The 21,749-nt window shown below is 44.0% G+C and carries 15 protein-coding genes and 1 pseudogene; all 16 read right to left on the bottom strand.

Annotated elements, in window-relative coordinates; genetic code table 11:
- Positions 1–772 precede the first annotated feature (772 nt).
- Positions 773–5,629: pseudogene (locus DOZ58_RS19365) on the bottom strand (DEAD/DEAH box helicase family protein); the annotation flags it as partial.
- Between the two features lie 1,583 nt (positions 5,630–7,212).
- Positions 7,213–7,557, bottom strand: coding sequence for a TnpV protein (locus tag DOZ58_RS19360; RefSeq protein ID WP_371414219.1), 345 nt, complete (start codon positions 7,555–7,557; stop codon positions 7,213–7,215).
- Positions 7,558–8,615: 1,058 nt separating this feature from the next.
- Positions 8,616–9,401, bottom strand: coding sequence for a Fic family protein (locus DOZ58_RS18215; protein ID WP_242988543.1), 786 nt, complete (start codon positions 9,399–9,401; stop codon positions 8,616–8,618).
- Positions 9,402–9,661: 260 nt separating this feature from the next.
- Complete coding sequence (locus tag DOZ58_RS18210; RefSeq protein WP_162624576.1) at positions 9,662–10,246, bottom strand: hypothetical protein; 585 nt, start codon at positions 10,244–10,246, stop codon at positions 9,662–9,664.
- 133 nt (positions 10,247–10,379) lie between these two features.
- Positions 10,380–11,393 carry an ArdC-like ssDNA-binding domain-containing protein gene (locus DOZ58_RS18205; protein ID WP_111889605.1) on the bottom strand — a complete coding sequence of 338 codons (1,014 nt, stop codon included), beginning with the start codon at positions 11,391–11,393 and terminating at the stop codon, positions 10,380–10,382.
- The gene (locus DOZ58_RS18200; RefSeq protein WP_162624575.1) at positions 11,394–11,603 is read right to left on the bottom strand and encodes a hypothetical protein; all 210 of its coding nucleotides are present in this window, start codon (positions 11,601–11,603) and stop codon (positions 11,394–11,396) included.
- Positions 11,604–11,677: 74 nt separating this feature from the next.
- Positions 11,678–12,520, bottom strand: a complete 843-nt coding sequence (locus DOZ58_RS18195) for a leucine-rich repeat protein (RefSeq protein WP_162624574.1) — start codon at positions 12,518–12,520, stop codon at positions 11,678–11,680.
- Between the two features lie 105 nt (positions 12,521–12,625).
- The gene (locus DOZ58_RS18190) at positions 12,626–13,090 is read right to left on the bottom strand and encodes a DUF6710 family protein (RefSeq protein WP_111889602.1); all 465 of its coding nucleotides are present in this window, start codon (positions 13,088–13,090) and stop codon (positions 12,626–12,628) included.
- 4 nt (positions 13,091–13,094) lie between these two features.
- Positions 13,095–13,418: a hypothetical protein gene (locus DOZ58_RS18185; RefSeq protein ID WP_111889601.1), complete on the bottom strand. Its 324-nt coding sequence runs from the start codon at positions 13,416–13,418 to the stop codon at positions 13,095–13,097.
- Between the two features lie 108 nt (positions 13,419–13,526).
- A complete protein-coding gene (locus DOZ58_RS18180) occupies positions 13,527–13,979 on the bottom strand; it encodes a hypothetical protein (protein WP_111889600.1) in 453 nt (150 codons plus the stop codon).
- On the bottom strand, positions 13,979–15,097 hold the full coding sequence (locus DOZ58_RS18175) for a hypothetical protein (RefSeq protein ID WP_111889599.1): 1,119 nt from the start codon (positions 15,095–15,097) through the stop codon (positions 13,979–13,981). The genes DOZ58_RS18180 and DOZ58_RS18175 overlap by 1 nt, the downstream gene beginning before the upstream one ends.
- Positions 15,098–15,110: 13 nt before the next feature.
- On the bottom strand, positions 15,111–16,043 hold the full coding sequence (locus DOZ58_RS18170; protein ID WP_111889598.1) for a hypothetical protein: 933 nt from the start codon (positions 16,041–16,043) through the stop codon (positions 15,111–15,113).
- Positions 16,044–16,082: 39 nt separating this feature from the next.
- On the bottom strand, positions 16,083–17,141 hold the full coding sequence (locus tag DOZ58_RS18165) for a peptidoglycan DD-metalloendopeptidase family protein (RefSeq protein WP_111889597.1): 1,059 nt from the start codon (positions 17,139–17,141) through the stop codon (positions 16,083–16,085).
- A 2-nt stretch (positions 17,142–17,143) separates the two neighbouring features.
- Positions 17,144–19,159, bottom strand: coding sequence for a VirB4 family type IV secretion system protein (locus DOZ58_RS18160; RefSeq protein ID WP_242988542.1), 2,016 nt, complete (start codon positions 19,157–19,159; stop codon positions 17,144–17,146).
- A complete protein-coding gene (locus DOZ58_RS18155) occupies positions 19,152–19,901 on the bottom strand; it encodes a hypothetical protein (protein ID WP_111889596.1) in 750 nt (249 codons plus the stop codon). Before DOZ58_RS18155 ends, DOZ58_RS18160 begins: the two co-directional genes overlap by 8 nt.
- A 111-nt stretch (positions 19,902–20,012) precedes the next feature.
- Positions 20,013–21,749, bottom strand: coding sequence for a hypothetical protein (locus tag DOZ58_RS18150; protein WP_111889595.1), 1,737 nt, complete (start codon positions 21,747–21,749; stop codon positions 20,013–20,015).

The raw sequence follows: 21,749 nt of genomic DNA, 5'->3' as shown, positions 1-21,749 counted from the left end.
CTGTTATTCTTACTAATAACCCCTTTTTGACACGTCTAAACACAGCGATTCATTTTTCTTATCAATAACCTCCTTGATTGTTTTCTGTTTCCCGAGGAAACAGATTTACCATATGTACCCATGTTGAAAAGTTTGTGATTGCGATCAAAACACTTTTATTTTTTTTTCAATCACTAAAAAAGGGCGTAGAAATCCTGAATGCAAAAAAGCATAAAGCTTGTCATTTCTACGTCTTTAATAAAAAGTCTGCTGGATAGGTGGTTTTTTCATGACCACTGGATTCTCATTATCCTTCGTCCAAACTACAAAGGTGACTATCACCTTAACGAATCCAAAATCTCTCCCGAAGTTTCCCCCGAACCGTGATTATTTTACTTGGGTTTACGTTCTCATCCCCAATGACGACATTCTAATGCAGCAGCACATTAAAAGGCCGAATAGATTTATTATTTAGGCTCTACCACACCACGCTTCTGTTTTCGGTGGTCTAACGTTGTCCCCACCCTCATTATTTATCTGTCCGATCCTTCTTAAATCAAATTTTAAGCACAACAAAAAGGGTGTGCAGCAATCACACGACTACTACACACCCCTTTGTTATTGAAAAGAAATATTCAGCTTGCAAAGAATTTCAATGATTCTACTTCTACTATCGGATCCAACCAGCTTGCTCATGCAGGAGCTGGTTGACGGTTTTGCTACTTCTTGACTAGTCGATTTTCCCATCCGGTTTCTTCGATTCCTTTCTATTAAGATCATTGCTTGATTCAAATTATTGCTCTGGCTCCCATTCCCCTTCGTCGATGGCACACATTTCCATATACTCCAGATGATCCGCCATACTTGCATCATTGTCTGGGGTTCCCTGGGAATGGTCGGATTTTTCGACGCTGAGAATCGTATTTAACTCGTTTAAACGAAGCAGGTAGTCGTTTAGTTCCTGCTCCTGGGGAAAAGGCTTTTTAACCTCATCTCTGGCGTTTTCCAGCCGTTCCATGGTATCCTGGATATTCATTTCGCATTTTTTTATCTGATCCGGGATGCTTTCCAGGACATGATCGATGCGGGTGATATTTCCAAGGGGATCGGTACCCAAATGGACGGTATGGGTGGCCTGATTTTTTAGATAAAGATCAACCCCATCGAAACCGGCATACTTGGCTGCCATTTTAAATCCGGCATACTGGCCAATCAATCGTGGTTTATCGTCTTTCAGCTTTTTAATCACTTCCAGAATGGCGGTACCAGCTTCCTTCTTATCGGTGTGAAAAACATTACCGATGGTCATTTCAAAATGATCCTTGGATGACCGTTTTGACTCATAGAGCTTCACATCCTCAGTCAAAGCTTTTTTCTGCTCGCTTTGGATACTGATAGCTCTTGGATAGGCTTTTAAGATATTGTCCTCCAAACGGTACCGTTGGCTGACAAAATTGGCCTTGATCAGCTTCAGCTTGGTGACCTTCACATCCAGATCCATCTTCTCCTTAATGAGCGGATTGCCGGTGGCCAGGGCTTTGACTTCGGCATAGGATAATGCCTGCTCATCGACATCCTCACAGGATCTCCCTGGGAGTTTGCTGGTCATGATCTGACCGATAAATTTCTGTTTATTCTCGATCAACTGCCACGAGTAGCTGTCAAAAGTTTGCTCGGTGATATAACGAAAAATCTTCACTTCCGGATTTTCGTTTCCCTGTCTTAGGATGCGACCCTCCTGTTGCTCAATATCGCTTGGTCTCCACGGGACATCCAGATGATGAAGGGCAATTAACTTGTCCTGGACGTTAGTTCCAGCGCCCATTTTAGGCGTTGATCCAATCAGTACCCGCACGGATCCGCTTCTTACCTTTGAAAAAAGTGCCGTTTTCTTCACATCGGTGTCGGCATCATGAATAAAGGCAATCTCATCTTCCGGGATCCCTTTAGCAACGGCTTTATTTTTAATCTCCTGATAGACATTGAAACGGCCATCCTTATTGGGCGTGGATAAATCACAAAATACCAATTGAGCTGATCGCTGATCCATGCTGTCCTGCCAGACCGCAACAATATTTTCGACACTCTTATTCACCTTTGATTCCTCGGGATCGGGCAGCAGCGGGTTAATCAGTCGCTGATCCAGGGCCAGCTTGCGTCCGTCATTGGTGATTTTCAGCATATTATCCTCATAGGGTTCCACCAGGTTATTTCGGACCCGTTCGGCTCGTTCAACCAGCTCCATAAGCATCTCCTTCTGCTGATCGGACGGTTTAATCACCACATCTTCATAGATAGCTTTTGGTACCGGGAGTTTTAGCATATCCGGGGTTTGAATGTCAGCCACCTCCTTAAAAACGGCCATCAGCTCCGGCAGATTATAAAACCGGGCCAGACGGGTTTTGGATCGATACCCGGTTCCTTCCGGAGATAATTCAATGGCGGTAATGGCTTCGGCATAGGTCGACGCCCAGGCATCAAAGTGACCTAAATCCATGTCCATCAAGGTGTCGTACTGGAGATAGCGCATCATCGTATATAATTCGGTAATGCTGTTTGAAATTGGTGTGCCGGTGGCAAAGACCACCCCTTTGTTCTGGGTTAATTGATCCAAATACTGACATTTATTAAACATATCAGTTGCTTTTTGCGCTTCACTCTGCCCGATTCCGGCCACGTTTCGCATCTTAGTATACAAAAAAAGATTTTTGTAGCTATGCGCCTCATCCACAAACAGCCGGTCAATCCCCAATTCCTCAAAGGTAATAACACCATCTTTTCGGGTGTCATCATTGAGCCGGTTCAGACGCAATTCCAGCGACTTCCGGGTTCTTTCCAGTTGTTTGATGGTGAACTGTTCCTCATTATTGCGTTTGGCATCATCGATGGCCATTAGCACATCATCAATCTGACTGTCCAGGGCCTGTTCCTGAAATTCTTTGGATAGGGGGATTTTCTCAAATTGAGAGTGGCCAATAATAATGGCATCATAATCACCGGTGGCGATCCGGGAACAGAACTTCTTGCGGTTATCCGGTTCGAAATCTTTCTTCCGGGCCACCAGGACATTGGCCCCGGGATAGAGTGCCAGAAACTCGGCTCCCCATTGTCCGATTAAATGATTGGGAACCACGAACAGGGCTTTGTTGGACAAACCCAGGTACTTGCTTTCCATGGCAATGGCGGTCATCTCAAAGGTCTTGCCAGCCCCTGGACAATGACCAAGCAGGGTATTTCCGCCGTACAGCCCCCGGGCAATGGCATTAAGCTGATAATCCCGCAAACGGATCTCCGGCGAAATGCCATGAAGGACGACATGGCTTCCTTCGTATTCCCGGGGCCTGATGCTATTAAACAGGATATTATATTTCCTGGTTAAAACCTCCCGGCGCTGTGGCTCCTGAAAGACCCAGTCCCGGAACGCTTCTTTAATCAGCTCCTGCTTCTGATTGGCCAGAATGGTTTCATTTTTATTGAGGATCCGCACATCGTTTCCATCAGCATTTTGCGTCGTGTCGTAAATCCGGATATCCTTCAGGTTAAGGGAATCCTCCAGGATCCGGTAAGCATTTGCCCGTTTGGTGCCATAGGTGACATTAGCCAGGACATTATCGTAGGTATCGGCGTTCTTGCCCTGAACGTTCCAGACCCCGGTATAAGGGGAATAATGGATCTTGATGGATTCACTGTTAACCAGATAGGTTGCCGGTTTAAAGGTATCAACCATGAAATCCTGGATATAGCTGGGATCGATCCAGGTTGCTCCCAACCGTACTTCGATTTCCGATGCTTCCAGATCCCGGGGTTGGGCAGCTTCCAGTGCAGTGATGTTTGGTAAAAGGGTTTGAGCCTGATCGTTGGGTAGGTTTTCAAACAGCTGACGGACATGATCCAGCTTCCGGCGGACATTTCCGGACAGGTATTCATCGGCGGTGACAAAGGGAATGTCCGGGGCATCGAAAAAGTTTTGGGGGAGCTGCTCCGGATCCAGATTGCCAAAATCCCGGAAGATCAGCCCCTCCAGATCGTTAATGATAACTTCCCGGGGTTTTCCGGTTAAACTGCTCATATAGTCCAGATCGACCTTGGCTTTTTCGCTGATGGAAACCAGCAGCGCTTCATTGGAGGTGTCTACGGCTGTAACCACCTCATTGGTACGAATGGTGCGCTTATAGAAGATGTCTGATTTTTCTTTAAAGGTGCCGTCTTCATTTAAAACTTCCAGAGCGCATAGGAGCCAGTAGGATCCATCCTCATCAAAGGCCCGGCGGTTCCCGGTGGCGTTAATCAGGCCATGTTTCTTGGCAAAAGCATCGTATAAGATATGCAATTCTTCCTGTTTCTTTTCAATCTCCTCATTACTGCCATTTTCCAGTTGCAGGGCAATCAGTTCCCGGGTACAGTCCCGGAGGCCGATCAGCCCTATAATCCGACTCGTCGTGGCTGCGGGTTTATCCATCCTGTTCATCACAGAATTTTCCCGGTAGTAAAGTTCATCATCAACCAGGGTATAACTGTAATTGGCCACATCCGGATCGGCGGGGATGGTAGCCCGGTCATCTTCCATAAGGCTTTCAGCTTCAATTTCCACCTGGGGGAACTGATAAGACAGATTGCCCAGGGCTTTTTCCAGCTCAAGCTTCAGATCGTTCCCTGGGATCGGCAGACAGGCAGATTCATCGCCGAACCGTCCAGACACCATTTGCATTTCTCCCAAAATCATTTCCGGGTGATCAATGAAATACTGATTTATGGGGATCCCATTTTCATCCATTCCCAGATGTACCCAGGATTCATCCGTTGCCAAAACCTTCCGATCCCGTTTCTTCAGGAAAATGATGTCCGATGTTACCTCGGTGCCGGCATTCGCTTTAAAGGCATTATTCGGCAGGCGCACGGCGCCGATTAATTCCGCCCGTTCAGCCAGATACTGCCTGACCATGGGCGACTTCTTATCCATGGTTCCCTTACTGGTGATAAAGGCTAACACACCCCCATCCCGCACCTTATCGAGAGACTTGGCAAAGAAATAATCATGGATCATAAAACTGTGTTTGTCATAAGCTTTATCATAAACCTGATAATCACCAAAGGGGACATTCCCGATGGCCACATCAAAAAAGTTATTGGAGAACTGAGTTTTTTCAAACCCGCATACGGATATGTTCGCTTCCGGATATAGGGCTTTGGCGATCCGGCAAGTAATCTCATCCAGCTCCACGCCATAAAGCTTCGAATCCTTCATGGCGTCCGGCAATAAGCCAAAGAAATGGCCCACGCCCATCCCTGGTTCCAGGATATTCCCTTTGTAGTAACCCATCTGCTCCAGTGCGCCATACATGGCTTTGATAATAGCCGGCGCTGTATAATGGGCATTTAGTGTTGATCCCTTGGCCGAACTGTATTCTTCCTCGGTAAGTAAGCCTTTTAATTCCTTGGCTTCCAGCTGCCAATGGATATTATCCGGATCGAATGCCTGGGGTAATCCACCCCAACCCACATATTGGGATAAAATCGCCTGTTCTTCCGGCGTGGCCATCCGCTTTTCTTTTTCAATCTCTTGCAGGGTTTGAATTGCCAAAACATTGGCTTTAAACTTTTGTCGTGGTGAGCCTTCACCCAAAACATCAGCAGTGATTTTATAATTTTCCGGTTTAGGGGTATTGCTATCCGTTTTTTTTTGGTCGCTGTGATCCCCTTCATCCTGATCCGCTGCGGATACATCGATCAATTCCTGATCTTTAGCATCTTCCGGATCCCGATCAAAGGTTATAAATGATTTGGTTTCTCCATAGCTTTCAACATACGGTTCCGGATCCACTTCCTGGTATGCTCCCGGCACGACGTATTGGCCGGCTTCAATGAGTTGTCTGACTTCCCCGGCAATCTCTGACCAGGACAAGAAATAATCAATCGACGGATCGGCAGTCTTTTCAAAGCGAATTCCAGTCTGATCAAGATGCTGCCGGTAAATATCCGTGAGATTCCCGAGCACCGGGACTTCGCTGAATAAATAAGTGTTTTTAATCACTTCGCCAAACTCATCATTATTTTTGGTTTCGGATAATAAATCATAGATTACGGGCCGGGTGTAGTCGTCCGGGGTCACGTTTATTAGCAGATCACGAATGTCGTCCATCGGAATTGCCGGTTTTTCGGGTTTTAATTCAGGGGCTTCGATCCGTTTTGCTTCATCAATCACATAACGTCCCTGGGCCATCAGTTCATCAATACGCTTTGCCACTTTTGGCCAGGATAAAAGGATGCTTTTTTCTGCTTCCTCCCGGCGTAACAACATCCCTTTGGCACTGTAATCTAACCAGCTGTGATCCGCTCCGGAAAGCCCACGGGATTGACTTTTAGTTCCATATATATCTTTAAGAAAATCTGCTTTTTCCTGATGCGAGTGGTTTTCGCTGAAATAGTTAATGATCGGTTGTTTTTCACCGGATGCACTGCTACCACTACATAAAACAGCATCCACTTCATCCTCAGTAATAAACATCGCCGGTTCCTGGTAATCAAACCCGTTCGCCTGATACTCCCGGCGCTCCCGCTTTAAATCACGGAGTCGGCTTAATAACTCATCCGGCTTGTGGAAGTGAAAACGTAAAATGGATCGGTCAACCTTATATTTTTTGACAAACCCGTCCAGTCCGTTAATAATTTCATCCAATTTTTCCGGATCAGTGTAAAGTTCAGCAATCCGAGCTGAACTATCCGGATGACCCCCACGAAAAATGTCATCCTCCATAAAAAATTCCCCGGATCGATCCTGATGCAGATGCCAGAGTTTATCTGCCAGTTCTTTGCGTTCGTGGCCATCGACCTGATCAAGCTGTTCCTGGCCCATATAAAGACCATTTTCCAAGAGTTCCCCGATCCGCTTTTCAACCTGTTCCCAGGACAGGGTGGTTTTCATAAAATTACTTTGTACCGTGTTCCCCCTAGCGATCTGAATGCCGTTTTTATCAAACCAGACCGCCACTTCTTTTTCATCAATGTAAAACCCTTTGCCACCGGTGCGGTATTCTGCTTGCAGGAAAGCCACATTGTCTTCAGCCGGCAGCTGCTTTTTATATTGGGCGACAATGCGTAACTGACTATCCCGGTTATTGCCGGCACTGCGAAGAATGACATCAATATCATGTTGGGGCATAGAAAAAGCGGAGGGCTGTTGGCTCTCCGCTTTTTGGTTGGGTTTTATTGGCTCCTGTTCAGGCTTAAACAGGCTTAGTTGTAAATGAGTTCCGAAAGAACGATCTCGTTGGCCAAGTGTTGAAGGTTGTTCATATGACCCGCCCATTCCAGGGGCTGGGTTTTCTTGTCCGGGGCCGGATGATTTTTCATCATCCCCGCCATGATCAGCTCCAGTCGGCGCTTGGCTGCCTGATCCACTTCCACCAGGTGTTCGTTGATCTTGTCGTCGAAGATCAGTTCCATCAACAGATCCGGCTTGAATTCCTTCAGATACTGGTTCCTTAAGTTCCCGTACTTCCCGATTTCCTGACTGGGTGGAGTCAGGGGTTTGATGTCCGGGGTCAGAAACTCCCCTTCCTGGTGATAGGTCAATTCCATAGGTTTGAATGTTTCCTGGTTCTTGTTCATTTTTTAGTTCTCCTTCTATTTGATTTTTCAGTTGTTCCATTTCAATGGTTTGCACCAGTTTTCCCATTTCAATGAGAAAGGGTTTGGTGGTACTCGTTACATTATTACCCAAAAATATCAGCGATTTAAAGTTATTGATGTTTTTTATTTGTGCAAAATCTTCCGGCTTAAAATAATCCCTGGGGTTATAGCCACATCGGGATAAAATCTGATAAATCACACTGTTATCATACAGAGTGGCAAAGCCACTCACATCCAGATTCCTGAGATAAAGTCTGTTTGATTCCATGATCTCAGTCTTAAAATACTCAAACTGATCTTTATTTCGCACTTTCATTTCTGTCATAATGTAGTATGGCAGCGTATGCTTCAAGCGTGTTTCCTGGTAATGTTCAGTCGCTCGTTTAATTATCTCGACTTCATCCACATTTTCCAGACTCCACAATTTAAAATCCGGGCCATCCGGGTTTCGCTTATGAGTATCACTCACATCAAAAACGTTGGTAAAATCGTATTTGCCCCGATCATCAATGACCAGAATCCGCTTTGATCCAACGTTTATGGTGCGGTTTAATTTATGGTTCCATGCCTTAATTGAGGTCACTGCTGTGGCATCCGGTCGCTGAAACACGATCAGCATTTGATTGTAAAACGAATACTTATAATGCCAGGCTGAGCGTTCCAGAAAGGTCATCCAGTTTTCAGGTGTCTGAAAATTTTCTTGCGCTATTTGGGGAAAATGTTGAATTTCTCTTGAGTTCATTCTATTCACCTTTCGTCAATATGGATTTGTCATTGTGATTGAAAAGAAAAAAGAGATCCGCTTGGATCTCCTTTTAATGTATTTCCTGTATTTTGTTTCCTCGGGAAACAAGATTGCGATTTTTCATTTCCTGTTTCCTCGGAAAACAAGATCGTGATTTTTCATTTCCTGTTTCCTCGGGAAACAAGATCGTGGTTTTTCATTTCCTGTTTCCTCGGGAAACAAGATCGTATTTTTCTATTTCCTGTTTCCTCGGGAAACAAGATTATTGTTCAGGTTCCCATTCTTCATCAATTTCAAGGGCTTGAGAATTGGACAGAATGTTGATATATTCATTAATGCGTTCTAAAAGGTTGTTTCCGATCAGTTCCGCCATTGCTGAAACATCATCATTTCTAAAATACGTGTCGAATGCTTCATAATATTTTTTCCGATCTGAAAATTTCACATTAACGGGCAGATAATTATTCTGCATCAGATCAAGATTAAGGATTAACCGACCGGTACGACCATTTCCGTCAATAAAGGGGTGAATCCCTTCAAATTCTAAATGAAACCGTGCCACTCGCTCAATTGGATGAAGTGTTGACTTCCACTGTTCATTCTTTAGAATCAATTCTTCCATGGATGGCTGTATCTGAACCGGCTGCACCGGCTCGATAAAGGCTCCTGCAATTGAAACCGGTATTCGTCGATAAATCCCCTTATCTTTGGGTCGATTGATTAAAACTAAGGAGTGAATATTTTTAATAACTGCTTCGGATAAAATGGCTTTTTCACTCACCAGGTCTTTAATATATTCAAAGGCGTCCCGATGACCGATGGCTTCCAAATGATCTTTTAATGGTTTTTGATCAATGGTAAGTCCTTCTAAAACCATGGCAGTTTCTCCAAGCGTTAAGGTATTGCCTTCAATCGCATTGGAGTTATAGGTAAACTGAACCATAAATGATTCGTTGAGTCGTTCTAATTCTCCTTGCGTTAAAGGCCGGCAGGACTGAAGGACGTTATTTTTATTTTCAATTTCTTTTATTAGCTGTTCAATCTTCAATCGGTCATCCCTCACTTTCTTAGCGTACTTTCTTTGACAACGTAAAATGTTTAGCTAATGATAACACAATTCACGCTACCTTATCATCTATTTTAAAAAAACCTCCCTTCAACCTGTTCACCGTTCATCAGAATGAGCTTGTCATTGAGATTGAAAAAAAAGAGATCTGCTTGAATCTCCTTGTGATGTGTTTTCTGTATTTTGTTTCCTCGGGAAACAAGATTATATTTTTGACGTTCCTGTTTCCTCGGGAAACAGAATCACTGTTCCGGTTCCCAATTATTGCTCTGACTATTTTCTTTTTCTTTAATTATTTTTTTTAATTTTAAATTCTCATTCTCAAGTAACTCGCATTTTTCCTTCAGCATTAATAAAGCTTCTTTGCTTCTGTTAAGTTCAATTTCTTTTTCTTTGAGTTGATTCGTTAGTATCACATTTTCTTCAAATAGTTGATTAATATAATTGATTGTTCGATCTTTCTGATAGCCTTTATCTCCTGAAGACTCGTTTTTCAGGCGTTTTTGATAATTAAGTTCTTCAACTAAAATTCTTAAATCATCAGCATTCCCACCAGATATTTCTGAGATCTTTTTAATGCTTGGATTTATATTTTCAACTAAAACCGATACTGTCTTTTTGCTGTCTTCTTCGATCCGTTGCACTCTTTGTTTCATATCTCCAGTATCTTGTCTGACATCTTCACTTTTTTTAAAATCTTTAAACAACGTAAGAATACCAGTACATAATGCTCCAAAAACGCCGATTAGAGCAATGACTATTCCTAACGAACCTGCATCCATTTTACTTCCACCAATTACCCAAAAACTGATAACTAATGTCAGCATAATTAATATCATGCTTATCATGAAATTTTTAATAAAAACACCACCCTCATTTTTTTCACACCAAACTTTAAGGCATTTTCTTCTCGGATAAACTATTAAATTGATTATAATCCTGTTTCCTCGGGAAACAGAATCACATTTCCTGCTCCCATTCTTCTTCATAGTCTTCAGACTGTGCCCCGGCATTAAGTTGATTCAAATGTTCTTCCATCGCCCCGATATGTTCTTTATAGGTATTGTTGATCTTGTCCATGGACAGGTTCAAGCTAAATTTTTTCTGTTCTTCTGCCGGCAGCGCTTCGATCTGTTCCAGAAAACTCTGGTAATGGGATGCCAGATGATCTTTGGTTCCTTCAGTGACTTCCAGGCCAAAGCGACTCAAAAACATAATGGTCAAACCGTCGGCTTCAAATTCATGCTGGTGTTCACTTATTTCGGAACGAAATGCTTCAGCCCTATGGTCTAAAAAAGCATGGGACATTTCATGCAGAAATGTCCCGAGCTTTTGAGTATCCTGGAGTTTTTCGTTCAGTCTGATTTCATTGGTATCTGGCGTATAGGATCCCCGTAATTTGATCGAGCGCAAAGCTGTTTCCTCAACCGGGAATCCCTGGTTTTCACAATAACTCCGTAGCTGCTCATATAAGGTGGCATGATCCTGAGATACTTCCCCAAAACTCACTAACCGGGGGTATTCGGCTACCGGGCAGTCGGTTTGGGAAATATCAAAAACCGATCCCAGTTTAAACCGCATGACCGATTTTACCTCGATCTCTCCCCGCTTGATCCGCTCTCGTTCGCTTTTGGTCGCATTAATTAAAGGAGTGGACGTATTTTCCCCATCCCGATAAAAATAAGACGCTTTAACCGGTACCAGAATCTTCATGCTTTTTTGACCCTTCTGCACCTGATAACCTTTTTCCTTATAAAACTGATAACTGCCCACAAAGGATGCCCTTTCATTTTGCGAAAAAATAAGCTGCTGATTTCGGGGGCTGTAACGATAAAACTTTGAAGAAAACTCTAAATATTCAGCAATGACCGCCGGATCACGCTTGAACGACTCACCCAGATTAATTATTTTCTGGTTATAGAGATCCATTTCTTTTTTAATATCTTCAGGACTTCGCTTCTCATACTTGGCCATTTACCGATCTCCCATTTCTCTTAAAATACCCATCTGAACCTGTTTTGGCAATAGTTCCAGTGGTGCTAAATCTTCATCAGCAATCTGTTCGCCGGCAGTAATAAATTCCTCCGGAACTTCGACATAAAACCACTCACCATTCTCATTTTTGACAATCGCTTTGCCATTCATATAACCGATCACTTCATTTTCAATTGCTAAAGCTTGCATTTTTTTCCTTTCTGCCTGTTTCCTCGGGAAACAAGACGTTCGTATTTTTAATTTTGTTTCCTCGGGAAACAGAATTACATTTCCGGCTCCCATTCATCCTCACACGATTGCTCCGGTTGCTGTTTTGAAATATCACTAAACTGCTCATAAACCTGGCTTTCGTCCCACTGTAAGCCCTGTTCGTCCTGGCGAATATTGGTGGCTTGAATGAATTTCCGGCCGTTAAATAACAGGGCGTCGCTCCCATTTACATCCAATACCACCGTCTGATCGGAAGCATTGGTTTGAAAAACATCGCCTTTTCTTAATAGATTGCATTGCGGATGCTGATCAATTTTTATTCCGTCCTGATAATTTTTCATCTTTTCACTTAAATGGTTACAGCCATAGAAAATATTATTTCCCATACTGATATCCGCCGGCATTTTCACGTCATGGATGATCGAATTGGCAAAGGCATAATTCCCGATTTGGGTAATTGAATCCGGTAGAATCAGATCGGTTACACTGGTATTATTGTAAAATCCCCAATCCGCTACCGCCGTAACCGGGTAAGAAATCCCCTGATACTCGACCAGCTCAACCGGTGAAATTGGAATATTAATCGGTCGTACATCATCGTGGAAGTTTGAACCCTGCAACACTGCCCGGTTATTTTCTGGATCAATGGCAAAACATAAACCTTCTCTGATACAAAATGGATTGTTGTAATACTTCTTTATTTCTGCCAATGGTGGAACGATCCGATAATCATCAAAGTAACGGGCAGCTGCCCACATGAGTTTTTGGGTATCGTCATCAATTTCCGCATCGAATGCCCAGATAAATTGATCCCCATTAAATAACAGCAAGTCATTTTCATGCGCTTCCAACGTAACTAAATACTTTGCAAATGATCCGTTTTTAATTTTCTGCATTTTTTCTCCTTTTCGAATATCTTGTTTCCTCGGGAAACAGGATTGTTCTTTTCGACATTTTGTTTCCTCGGGAAACAGGATTATCTGTATTCCCATATTCAACGATTAATAGACATCGATCCATTTTGAACATATAAAAAAACGCCATGCATCTGGAATAGCACAGCGCCTTCCCGGCTTTATATAACCGGATTCAAGTTCGTGCTGTAATTCAAATTTCATTTTTTCCACTTCAAACATAACGGCGATACGAAAATCTAAAACCGGCTTGATTATTTCACCGGTTCGTTGATTGATCCAGTTCTGCCCATCTGTTTTTAATGGCGTGACTGACGGGATATAGCTATCTTTTAAGTCTGTGATATCTTTTTTATAAATCGATTCCGAAAGAATGGAATGTTTCAGGTCAGTCTGTAAAACCTTCAGGGCAAAATCCAGACAAGCAATTTTCCCAGTAATATCCTTTTCCATGGCAAGGCCATTCTGAATGGCAAATAATGCATCGTCAAAATTTTCTTTAGATCCACCGATGTAAATTTTCAGCTGTTTTGGTTTCTTTTTTCCAAACATCGGCTCACTCCTTTAGAAATTCTTCAAGCAGTTCAATGATGATTAACTTGATTCGGGTTTCCGTTGGTGGAAAGCGATAAATCAAACTGCCCAGTTCATTGCATACAATCAGGTAATTTTCATCAATTAATCCCCTTCGCATGATCATCAAATAGTGTAAATAGAACATGTAGTTATAACCGCTTTGATACGACTTCCTGCTTTTTGTCTTTTTGAGTTTTTTGAGAAATAGGCAAAGCGCTTCTCTGGCTTCAGTATTCAATTCTGGTGGGGAATCAAAATGATATTTCCTGAAAATGTCAAACAATTCTTTAGTAACTGTGTCCATTGCTGTCAATTACTCCTTTTTTTTCTGATTATCTTGTTTCCTCGGGAAACAAATGCGCTTTAATGATCGACACTCTGAATTTCTGTTTCCTCGGGAAACAGACTACCTTTATGCTTCCGGCTCCCAATCATCGTCAATCTCATAGTCTTCTTCCCGGGTCAGATCCGCATGAACCCGATCAAACCCGTCATTTAGCAGATTAAAACCCTCATTTTCAAACCGCTCATGGATTTGATTCAAAAGCTCCGTTCCCTCAAAACGATTTTCCACTACCAGCAGCGCCTTAATCATTTCCGCTTCATTGGTCTGCTTCATGCTGGCCAAATCCAGTTTGAGATCCTGGAAACCCAGGTTTTCATAGTTTTTGGGAATCTGATCAATCGACTGATAATAATTCCCGAAATCCCAGATCAATTTACCTTCAATCATCTGGATGCCATGGGCTTTGATAAACTGAGTCCCGGTAAAAAGCAGGGCATCACTGCCCTGCACATCCAAAACCACTGTCTGATCGGCTCCATCGGTTCGGATGAAGTCCCCTTTTTTAACGGCTGCTGTCATTACGAAACCCCCTGCTCATTTCTTTTCAATAACTGTCTGAACAATTCTTTATTAGCGTGCCATCCCATGATATTGGGAGCATACTGACTAAACTTTGCCGTTGGGAAGAAGGTTTTAAGTGTCGCTTCTTCTTCCGGAGCAATGAAATTTAATAACAGGTTGATTTCCTCCAGCTCATCCTTCTGGTAGTGTGCCAATGCCTGATTTAAAGCTGCCCGTTCAAAGCACTTGCCGGCACCACACAAAATTTTAATGTGCCCCTGACTAAAGGGTTCAATCACATCTTCATTCAAAACCCCCACATCAAAGATGATGTAATCATAGGTTTTCATGACCAGGCCATTCCGATAGAAATAATCGACCCCCTTGGTCTGATGCCATTCCCCATCCTCGATTTCTTCTTTTTTCATGCGGTAGGCTTCGATAATCGGCTTGAGATGATTATGATCATTGGCTTCCATATAGGCAACCATTTTTCCCTGATTGGCCAGATAGTTGGCCAACTGGATGGCCGTGGTGGTGGTACCGGTTCGACGCTGGGAGCCGGCCACGATAATAAACTGTTCCTCCGGTTCAGCTCGTGTTTCCGGTTCCATGGGATCCGCTATGACTGTCTCAATAAATGGCATTTCAATCAGCGGTTGGTCATCGACAACAACCGGCCTTTTAATGATTTCTGCAATCGACGGCTGCTCAATGGCCACGGCTTCATGAATCTCATCTTTTAGCAGCTGATCCTGATAGGTGATTCCGGTCCGACTGACTGCCTTTAGAATCTGGGCTTCAAATTCCCTGGGATCGCCGGTAATGATATTATAGACTTCCCGATTCAATAGCTCCTGTTTCAGCTCTGGGGTGATCTCCCGGACAAAGATGATCAGTCGCTGTTCAAACCAATCCTGAATGGCGTGTATTGCCTTAAATAAACCCTCTGGAATATCAAGCAAACACTCCAGATCCACCGCCAGATAGCGATAGGATGCAAATTTACTGAGATCATTCTCCACAAAGGCTGCCAGTTCATAATCCCCGATGAATTTTTTAATCGGCATCCCGTTTTCCTTTTTCAGAAAATCAAAAATCCCATTGTTCTGGTTACTGGTTACATATAAAAGCATGATTCGTTTCCTCCTATTTCGTGAATATCAGTACAATTAACATGATAAAATTGATGATGGAGAACCCACCACCAATCATAAAAAAGAGCTGTTTAAAACCTTCGGCAAATAGAAGCGTATTGACCCGATCCATTAAACCTTCCATTTTTCCCAGGGCTTCATCACTCTTTGTCTCGATTTTATCCAGGGCCTCGTTATACTTACCGGTGAGTGCATCCAGTTCTTTTTCCCGCTCCCCCACGATATCGGTCTTGGTCTGATTAACCTGTTCGACCAGATTTGTAAAAAGCTCATCGAGTTTCTTTTGGGAGACTTCTTTGGATTCGTCAAAATGTTGACTGAACGACTCAAAGGTTTTAATGATGGTATCGCACTGCTGCTTAAAGTCGATGGTGTTTTTTTCAATAATCGCCAGCTGAAGGTCATTGCTCTCGACGCCTTCCCGGAAAGTCACCATTTGATCCTTGATCTGATCCGCCATTTTTTTGATGGTTTCTTCTGATCCCTGGACACTCAGGTTTGCCTGTACGAACATCCGCTCAATGCTCTCGATCCGTTTAAATTCACTTTCTTCTTTTTCAGCTTCTTCCAGATTTTTTTCTACCTCACTGAGCTTGCCGATGACCTCATTAACCGCATTAAAGAGAATCGTATTGGATTCTTCCAGATCCTCAGCTTCTTCGTATTTTTCTCCGGACTCTCCAACCAGCTCCCGGATATCTTCCATCAGCGCCGAAATATGCCGGATATGGGAATTTTTCTGGGTATAGGACTCTCGGAAATAAATGAACTGCGATGCAAATTCCTCAACGGATTCCCTAAGAATTTCGGCTTCTTCCGGGGTTAAGTTTTCATCGTCCACACCATTGAGGGTCTGCATAAACTTGAGAATATCATCTCTGAAGCTTTTCGCTTCCTTTGTCTTGTTGGTTTCCACTTTTTTCATTCTTTTACCTACTTTCTCTCATTAATTAATTGATTAATTCTACCTGAAATCATAGCCCCCTAAATCAACAATCCTTTGCTTTTTAGTGGCACTATCCTCCTGTATAACATAGATCGGCACATATTGTCTGCCCCATGATAGACACTCCGCTTCGGTCGGCAGCCACATATCAATAACCTTCCGTTCTTCATCCACAGCACCCCCACGATCTTCGACCACATAGACCCCGCCGTTTGGCTGATCGGCTCGGACAGGAATGTAAATTCGGGTACCTGATTCCAGACTGGGATAACCGGCAACTGTCCGGTTGGCAGTAGTGGTCGTCCCGGAAGATGTGGTGCCATAATCACAATAAGCTGTGATCTGAGAATTCACCATTTCGGCGGTGCTTAAATCAATTTCGCCGGATAATGCAGCGTCACTATCGGAAATGTAAAGCATCGGATCCACATATTCACCGTCGGCTTTTATTTCAAAATGAATGTGTCCCCCCTGGGTGCTGCCGGTTGCACCGGTCAGGGCAATCTGCTGTCCCCGTTTGACCATATCGCCGGCATTAATTGACCAGGATCCGGACGTTAAGTGACAGTAGAAAGCGGTGATTTCCTTCCCGTCTTTGGCCTTTCCGACATTTAAAATAATGGTGTTCCCCCAACCGCCGTTCATCCCGGCATAAACAACGGTTCCGTCACCAATGGCATAGCAATTCGAGCCATCGGGTGCTTGAATATCAATCCCGGTATGCATCCGCACATCACCGTAAATCGGATGTACCCGTTCACCGAACAGGTTTGTTTCATCAGATCGATCCAGTTTGTATTCGGCATCCAGTGGCCAGGCAAACTGGCCATTGCCATTGGCTTTTCCCGGTAATAAATATTGATACTCGGTTTTTAATTGCAGCACAACTGCCAGGATATCCGGATTGGTAATGATACTGGTCAGCATGGTGATGGGGGTAGACAGAATGTATACAAGGGTTAAAACCAGTCCTAAGACCAGCCCCAATAACCCGGCCAGTATTCCCAGGACGATGTTTCTTAATTTCTTGTCCGTTGCAACTGCGGTCGCTGCTTTGGCAATGACTGGAATCGCCATGACTACCGACCACCCCGATCCCCAAAATACTTAAATTTGTAATCGGCCACATCAAAGGACATACTGATCCGATCCCGACCGATGATAAAGAGTCCCTTTCCTCTGAGCTTGGCAGTTAAGACTTCCTGCTCGGCTTCGGTTAAAAAATAGAGTTTTTTCAAGTCCTGAAGGTTCTGTCCGGTGGTTCCCAGCATAATCTTGTAACAGGGCTGATCCAGAAGTGCCTGGCCATACATTTTAATACTGGGGTTTAAGAAATCCTCAACCGCATGAGAAATAATCATAATGCCGGCCTCATATTTTCGGCAGCGCTTCATGGCATTTCTGAGAAATATCAGCGATTGCGGCACCCGTTCATCAATCATCAGATAGGATTCATCACAAACCAAAAGGATCCGCTCATGACGATCCCGACTCATTTCCTGCCAGGCCCAGGACAACAGATTAAAATATTGGGTCGATTTGATGGTGTCGGATGAGTTGTTTAGATCAAAGGTATCCAGACACACACACCGGGCATCCGATTTTAGTGATGTGTAACCCGACCACAGGAAGGAATCCCCTCCAATGGCCAGATCTTTAAAGATAATGGCCAGATCCCGATAATCCGTATACGCTTTTTCGCTAATACCCCGTTCCTGTTCGGCTTCTTCCAATTCGATCAATAAATCATACAGATCCCTGAAGGTCGGAAAATCAGTGTTTTTCATGGTGGTCACATCCGTATCCCAAAAGATATTGAAGCGATTATAAAGGGTAATGACTGCATCCTTCAGTAATGCTCGGGTAATATCAGTCAAATCTTTGAAATACAGCGAAAAAAAGACGTCCAGCGTTTTTAAATGAAGGGCCATGGCACCAAATTTTCGGACATCCCTTTCTTTTTCATTATCTTTTCCTGTTTCATCGTCCTTCTCAAGATATAAATCTTCTTCCAATGGTAAAATTTGAAGGGGATTGATCAGGTGCTTACCATCCCCGCCGGCATTGATCCAATCCCCGCCAAGATTTCGGCATAAGTCCTGGTATTCCCGCTCGGGATCGATAAAAATGATCCGGGTTCCCAGGGCGTACTCCATCAGAGCAATGTTTTTGATAACTGTTGATTTTCCAGATCCCACATCACCCAGCACCACCACACTGGAGTTGGTGCGATCTTTACCACGCTTCCAGAGATTCAGACAAACTCGACCTCCAGTGGAGTCCCTGCCATACAGAAACCCTTCCTGATCGTTATAGCCACAACTGGCAAAAGGGAAGCCCCCCAGAACAGATGAAATAGGCATGACCGTTTTAATGATCTGTTGAACGTTCTTTTCCTGGGTGCAGGCTGGAAAAAGATTGCGAAAGCCTTCCTTTTGCAGATAAGGAAAGGATCGAATCTTCGTTTTTTCCATCAAAAAGGTACTTTGCACCTTTCGGCACATCTTATTGAACACTTCCCGGTCGTTGGCCATGGGCATAACCGATATCCCCACACTGCCAACCACTTCCTGTTCAAACTCAATGTTTTTGAGCATTTTGATCGAGTCTTCCTCCCGCTTGATTGCATTCATCTCGGCCAGGGCATCTTTTCCACTGGCTTCCTGGGCTTTTTCCCGATGTTGATTAACGGACTTGTTAAGATTATTAATAAAATCGGCATTCTCAATTTTATCAAACTCAATGGAGAAGACTGTTCCGGGGATATTGGACAGTTTCCCCAACCACCCATAATCCCGGTGCGCCGGATATTGGATCACGCCATACACCCGGGCCAGGTATTCGCCAATCCACAATTCATTGGGCTTGATTTCCATGTTGATGGGCGAAATAATATTCATCAGGGATTTATTTTCAGTAATTGCTGCTTTTTTTGATCGCCCCAATTTGGATCCCCGCTTGGGCTGTTCCGGTTGACTTTCCTCACTATTCCCAAAAAGTGACCGCCGTTCTTTTTTAGGCGCTTTGTCCTTCACCGGTTTTTCGGCTTTAATCCGTGCTTTCCGACTTTCTTTGGGTTTCTCGTGCTTACGCATATGCGACCTCCTGTATTTGATCTGCTGCCACGAATTGACTTTCATGACTGTTTTTATATAAATCCATAATCGTTGTAATCTGGGTGCCATATTCCATATCTTCCAGATGACAATAGGCCGGGTTATTAATCAGATTACACAGTCTGACAATTTCCTGCTGCTTTAAGATCTCACCGGTGATTGTTCCACTTGCCAACCGGCTTTCAATATCGGTAATCCGCTTGAGAAAGTCCCGTTCAATACCGACTTCATAATCGTCCCAGACGATGAAATAAAACTGGCGCTGAACAATTTCCCCGGATTCGGCAAAGTGATGCATCTCCAGCATTTCCTTGCCCAGAATGTCCTTGACCACCGGCTCGGTGGTTTGAGTCCAGATCCGGGAGTATTCTTCCACCAGAGGAAAAATATCAACCGGCCTTTCCACGGAAAGAAAGCGCCAGGATGATTCCGGTGCCATCTGCACACACAATTGCTTACACAGTGAGCGTTTCTCGTTCTGTGACAGTAAATCCAGAGAAATGGCGTCCACCCGGTAATAGGCACAGATTTTATTATCTTTGGTATAAAGAAAATTTCCTTTGATGTCTTTGACATTAATAAAATCGTGGACGCTGTTATGCTCCGGCTCCTTCTTCTTTCCTTTGAATTGAACCGTCTTGTTTTTCTTATTCCAGATGTTCATCACAATCAGTGCGATCACGCCAACACAACAAATAATAAGGGGGATGATTTTATCCATTTTGTTTTCCTTTCAATTTTTGTTTCCCGGGGAAACAGGATTCGTTTTGCGATTTTTGTTTCCTCGGGAAACAGGATTACATCTATTTTTTTGTTTCCTCGGGAAACAGGATTACATTTCCGGCTCCCAGACTTCTTCCTGACGTTCCTCCAGTTCTCGCTTAAGGCTGCTTTCTTCCGGTGTTACCGGTTGATGACTTAAATACTGATCCAACTCCGCCACATGATCCTGAAATGTTTTATTCATGGATTTAAAGGTCGCATCCAGTCGTTTCTGGTGATCACTTGGGGAGCCTTGAAGTGTTTCCCGATACGCCTGATAGGTTTTTTTGAGTCTTTCGTTTAATTCTGCGGGTGCTTTGAGGTTATTATGGGCCAACAGCATCAGAGCCACCCCCTGGGCTTCAAGTTGACCTTCCACCCCGTTATAATTGGGTTTAATCGTGGCCTGGCAATATTCCAATATCCCCGCCGTCAAGCTTTGATTTTCGACCATGTCCTTACCGGTTTTTATCTCCGGATCGTCATTTTCCGGCAAATCGGTTTGAGCAATGTCATAAATCGATCCCATCACAAACCGGGGGCCTTCTTTTGCATCATTGGGAACAAAGATTTGAATCGGATTTTCACCCTCCTTAACCTGTATGCCGTTTTCTAATAAGTCATGAACATTGGCTACCTGGATGGCGTTGGCATTCTGTGCAAAGATCAATTGCTGATTTCTGGTGGTATATTGCTGAAACCGGGTCGAAAACTGGATGAAATCCGCCAGTTTTTGGGGATCGGCATCGAACCCATCGTGAAGATCCAAAAGCATCAGTCCATACTCATCAACGTGATAAATCCGGTCTGTTACCGAAGCATTGGCCATCACCTGATCCGCCTTTATTTCTCCGTCGTTTTCCTGGGTCTTGGCTGCTTCGGTGGTAATGATGGGATTGGCATCATTGCTGACCGTCCGGGTTTCTGTGGGCGTTTGATTTACCGCATGAATGGCCCGCATCAGATCCGACATGGTGTTTTCCATGGTAAGCAACAAATCCCTGATTTTATCGATTTCTGGCGAATTGGAGTCCCTTGACAGGGTATTCGATTGAATATTCGCCACAGTCTCACTTGGGGTTTCCCGAACCGGGTTGTTTTTCTCGGCCTGATTGATTTCATCAATCTGTTGATTGGCCACATTTTTGATCTGTTCAAACCGGCTGTTGATCCCATCGAACTGATTGACCATCCAGGTGGCAAAACCAATTCGTGCCCGGTTGGTCACGTTGGAAAAATAGTTTTCGATCCCTTGGGCCACCGCAACACGCCTATCATCAAGCTGGATCATCTTCTCACCCAGGGAACGGATCACCGTGCGCCGGGGAATCCGACTATCCTGTGCAGCTTCGGAAAACTGCTCCAGACTTTTACTGGTGCGCTCCACGGCCTGATCCAGTGCATTGATCTCTTTGGCCAACGTTTTTTCCTCCCGGGTAATGGGATTGGGATCGATGAGCTGTTCCATATTTTTTAAATCAATCACCGGTTCCCGGGTTTGATTAATCACTTGCCGGCTGACCAATAGAAACTCCTTAAATGCGCTATCCAGCTTGTTAAGGAGATCGGTATCGATAAGGTTGCTACTTTCAGCAACGGCCTGATTTTCAGACTTGACTGCACTCGCTTCATCCTTGCTTTCGTCCGCAGCTGGCTTTCCAGCTGTTTGTCCCACCCCGGCAGCCTGCTTCAGCATTTTTGCTTTTTCTGATTCCACGATGGCATAGAGTATCCGGGCCGTTACCTCACCCAGCTGTAAAATCTGATCCATTCCAACACTTAAACTTGCATTTTGTCCATTTGCCAT

The sequence above is a fragment of the Acetobacterium sp. KB-1 genome, from assembly GCF_003260995.1.
Classification (GTDB): domain Bacteria; phylum Bacillota; class Clostridia; order Eubacteriales; family Eubacteriaceae; genus Acetobacterium; species Acetobacterium carbinolicum.
The sequence above is the reverse complement of the archived record's forward strand: the minus strand, read 5'-3'. Positions and strand labels throughout refer to the sequence as shown.

What these genes read in the sequence shown, in the direction of transcription:
- DOZ58_RS19360 (WP_371414219.1), bottom strand. Translation starts at nt 7,557, where the DNA reads ATGGAATTGACCTATCACCAGGAAGGGGAGTTTCTGACCCCGGACATC.
- DOZ58_RS18210 (WP_162624576.1), bottom strand. Translation starts at nt 10,246, where the DNA reads ATGCTGACATTAGTTATCAGTTTTTGGGTAATTGGTGGAAGTAAAATG.
- DOZ58_RS18205 (WP_111889605.1), bottom strand. Translation starts at nt 11,393, where the DNA reads ATGGCCAAGTATGAGAAGCGAAGTCCTGAAGATATTAAAAAAGAAATG.
- DOZ58_RS18200 (WP_162624575.1), bottom strand. Translation starts at nt 11,603, where the DNA reads ATGCAAGCTTTAGCAATTGAAAATGAAGTGATCGGTTATATGAATGGC.
- DOZ58_RS18195 (WP_162624574.1), bottom strand. Translation starts at nt 12,520, where the DNA reads ATGCAGAAAATTAAAAACGGATCATTTGCAAAGTATTTAGTTACGTTG.
- DOZ58_RS18190 (WP_111889602.1), bottom strand. Translation starts at nt 13,090, where the DNA reads ATGTTTGGAAAAAAGAAACCAAAACAGCTGAAAATTTACATCGGTGGA.
- DOZ58_RS18185 (WP_111889601.1), bottom strand. Translation starts at nt 13,418, where the DNA reads ATGGACACAGTTACTAAAGAATTGTTTGACATTTTCAGGAAATATCAT.
- DOZ58_RS18180 (WP_111889600.1), bottom strand. Translation starts at nt 13,979, where the DNA reads ATGACAGCAGCCGTTAAAAAAGGGGACTTCATCCGAACCGATGGAGCC.
- DOZ58_RS18175 (WP_111889599.1), bottom strand. Translation starts at nt 15,097, where the DNA reads ATGCTTTTATATGTAACCAGTAACCAGAACAATGGGATTTTTGATTTT.
- DOZ58_RS18170 (WP_111889598.1), bottom strand. Translation starts at nt 16,043, where the DNA reads ATGAAAAAAGTGGAAACCAACAAGACAAAGGAAGCGAAAAGCTTCAGA.
- DOZ58_RS18165 (WP_111889597.1), bottom strand. Translation starts at nt 17,141, where the DNA reads ATGGCGATTCCAGTCATTGCCAAAGCAGCGACCGCAGTTGCAACGGAC.
- DOZ58_RS18160 (WP_242988542.1), bottom strand. Translation starts at nt 19,159, where the DNA reads ATGCGTAAGCACGAGAAACCCAAAGAAAGTCGGAAAGCACGGATTAAA.
- DOZ58_RS18155 (WP_111889596.1), bottom strand. Translation starts at nt 19,901, where the DNA reads ATGGATAAAATCATCCCCCTTATTATTTGTTGTGTTGGCGTGATCGCA.
- DOZ58_RS18150 (WP_111889595.1), bottom strand. Translation starts at nt 21,749, where the DNA reads ATGGCAAATGGACAAAATGCAAGTTTAAGTGTTGGAATGGATCAGATT.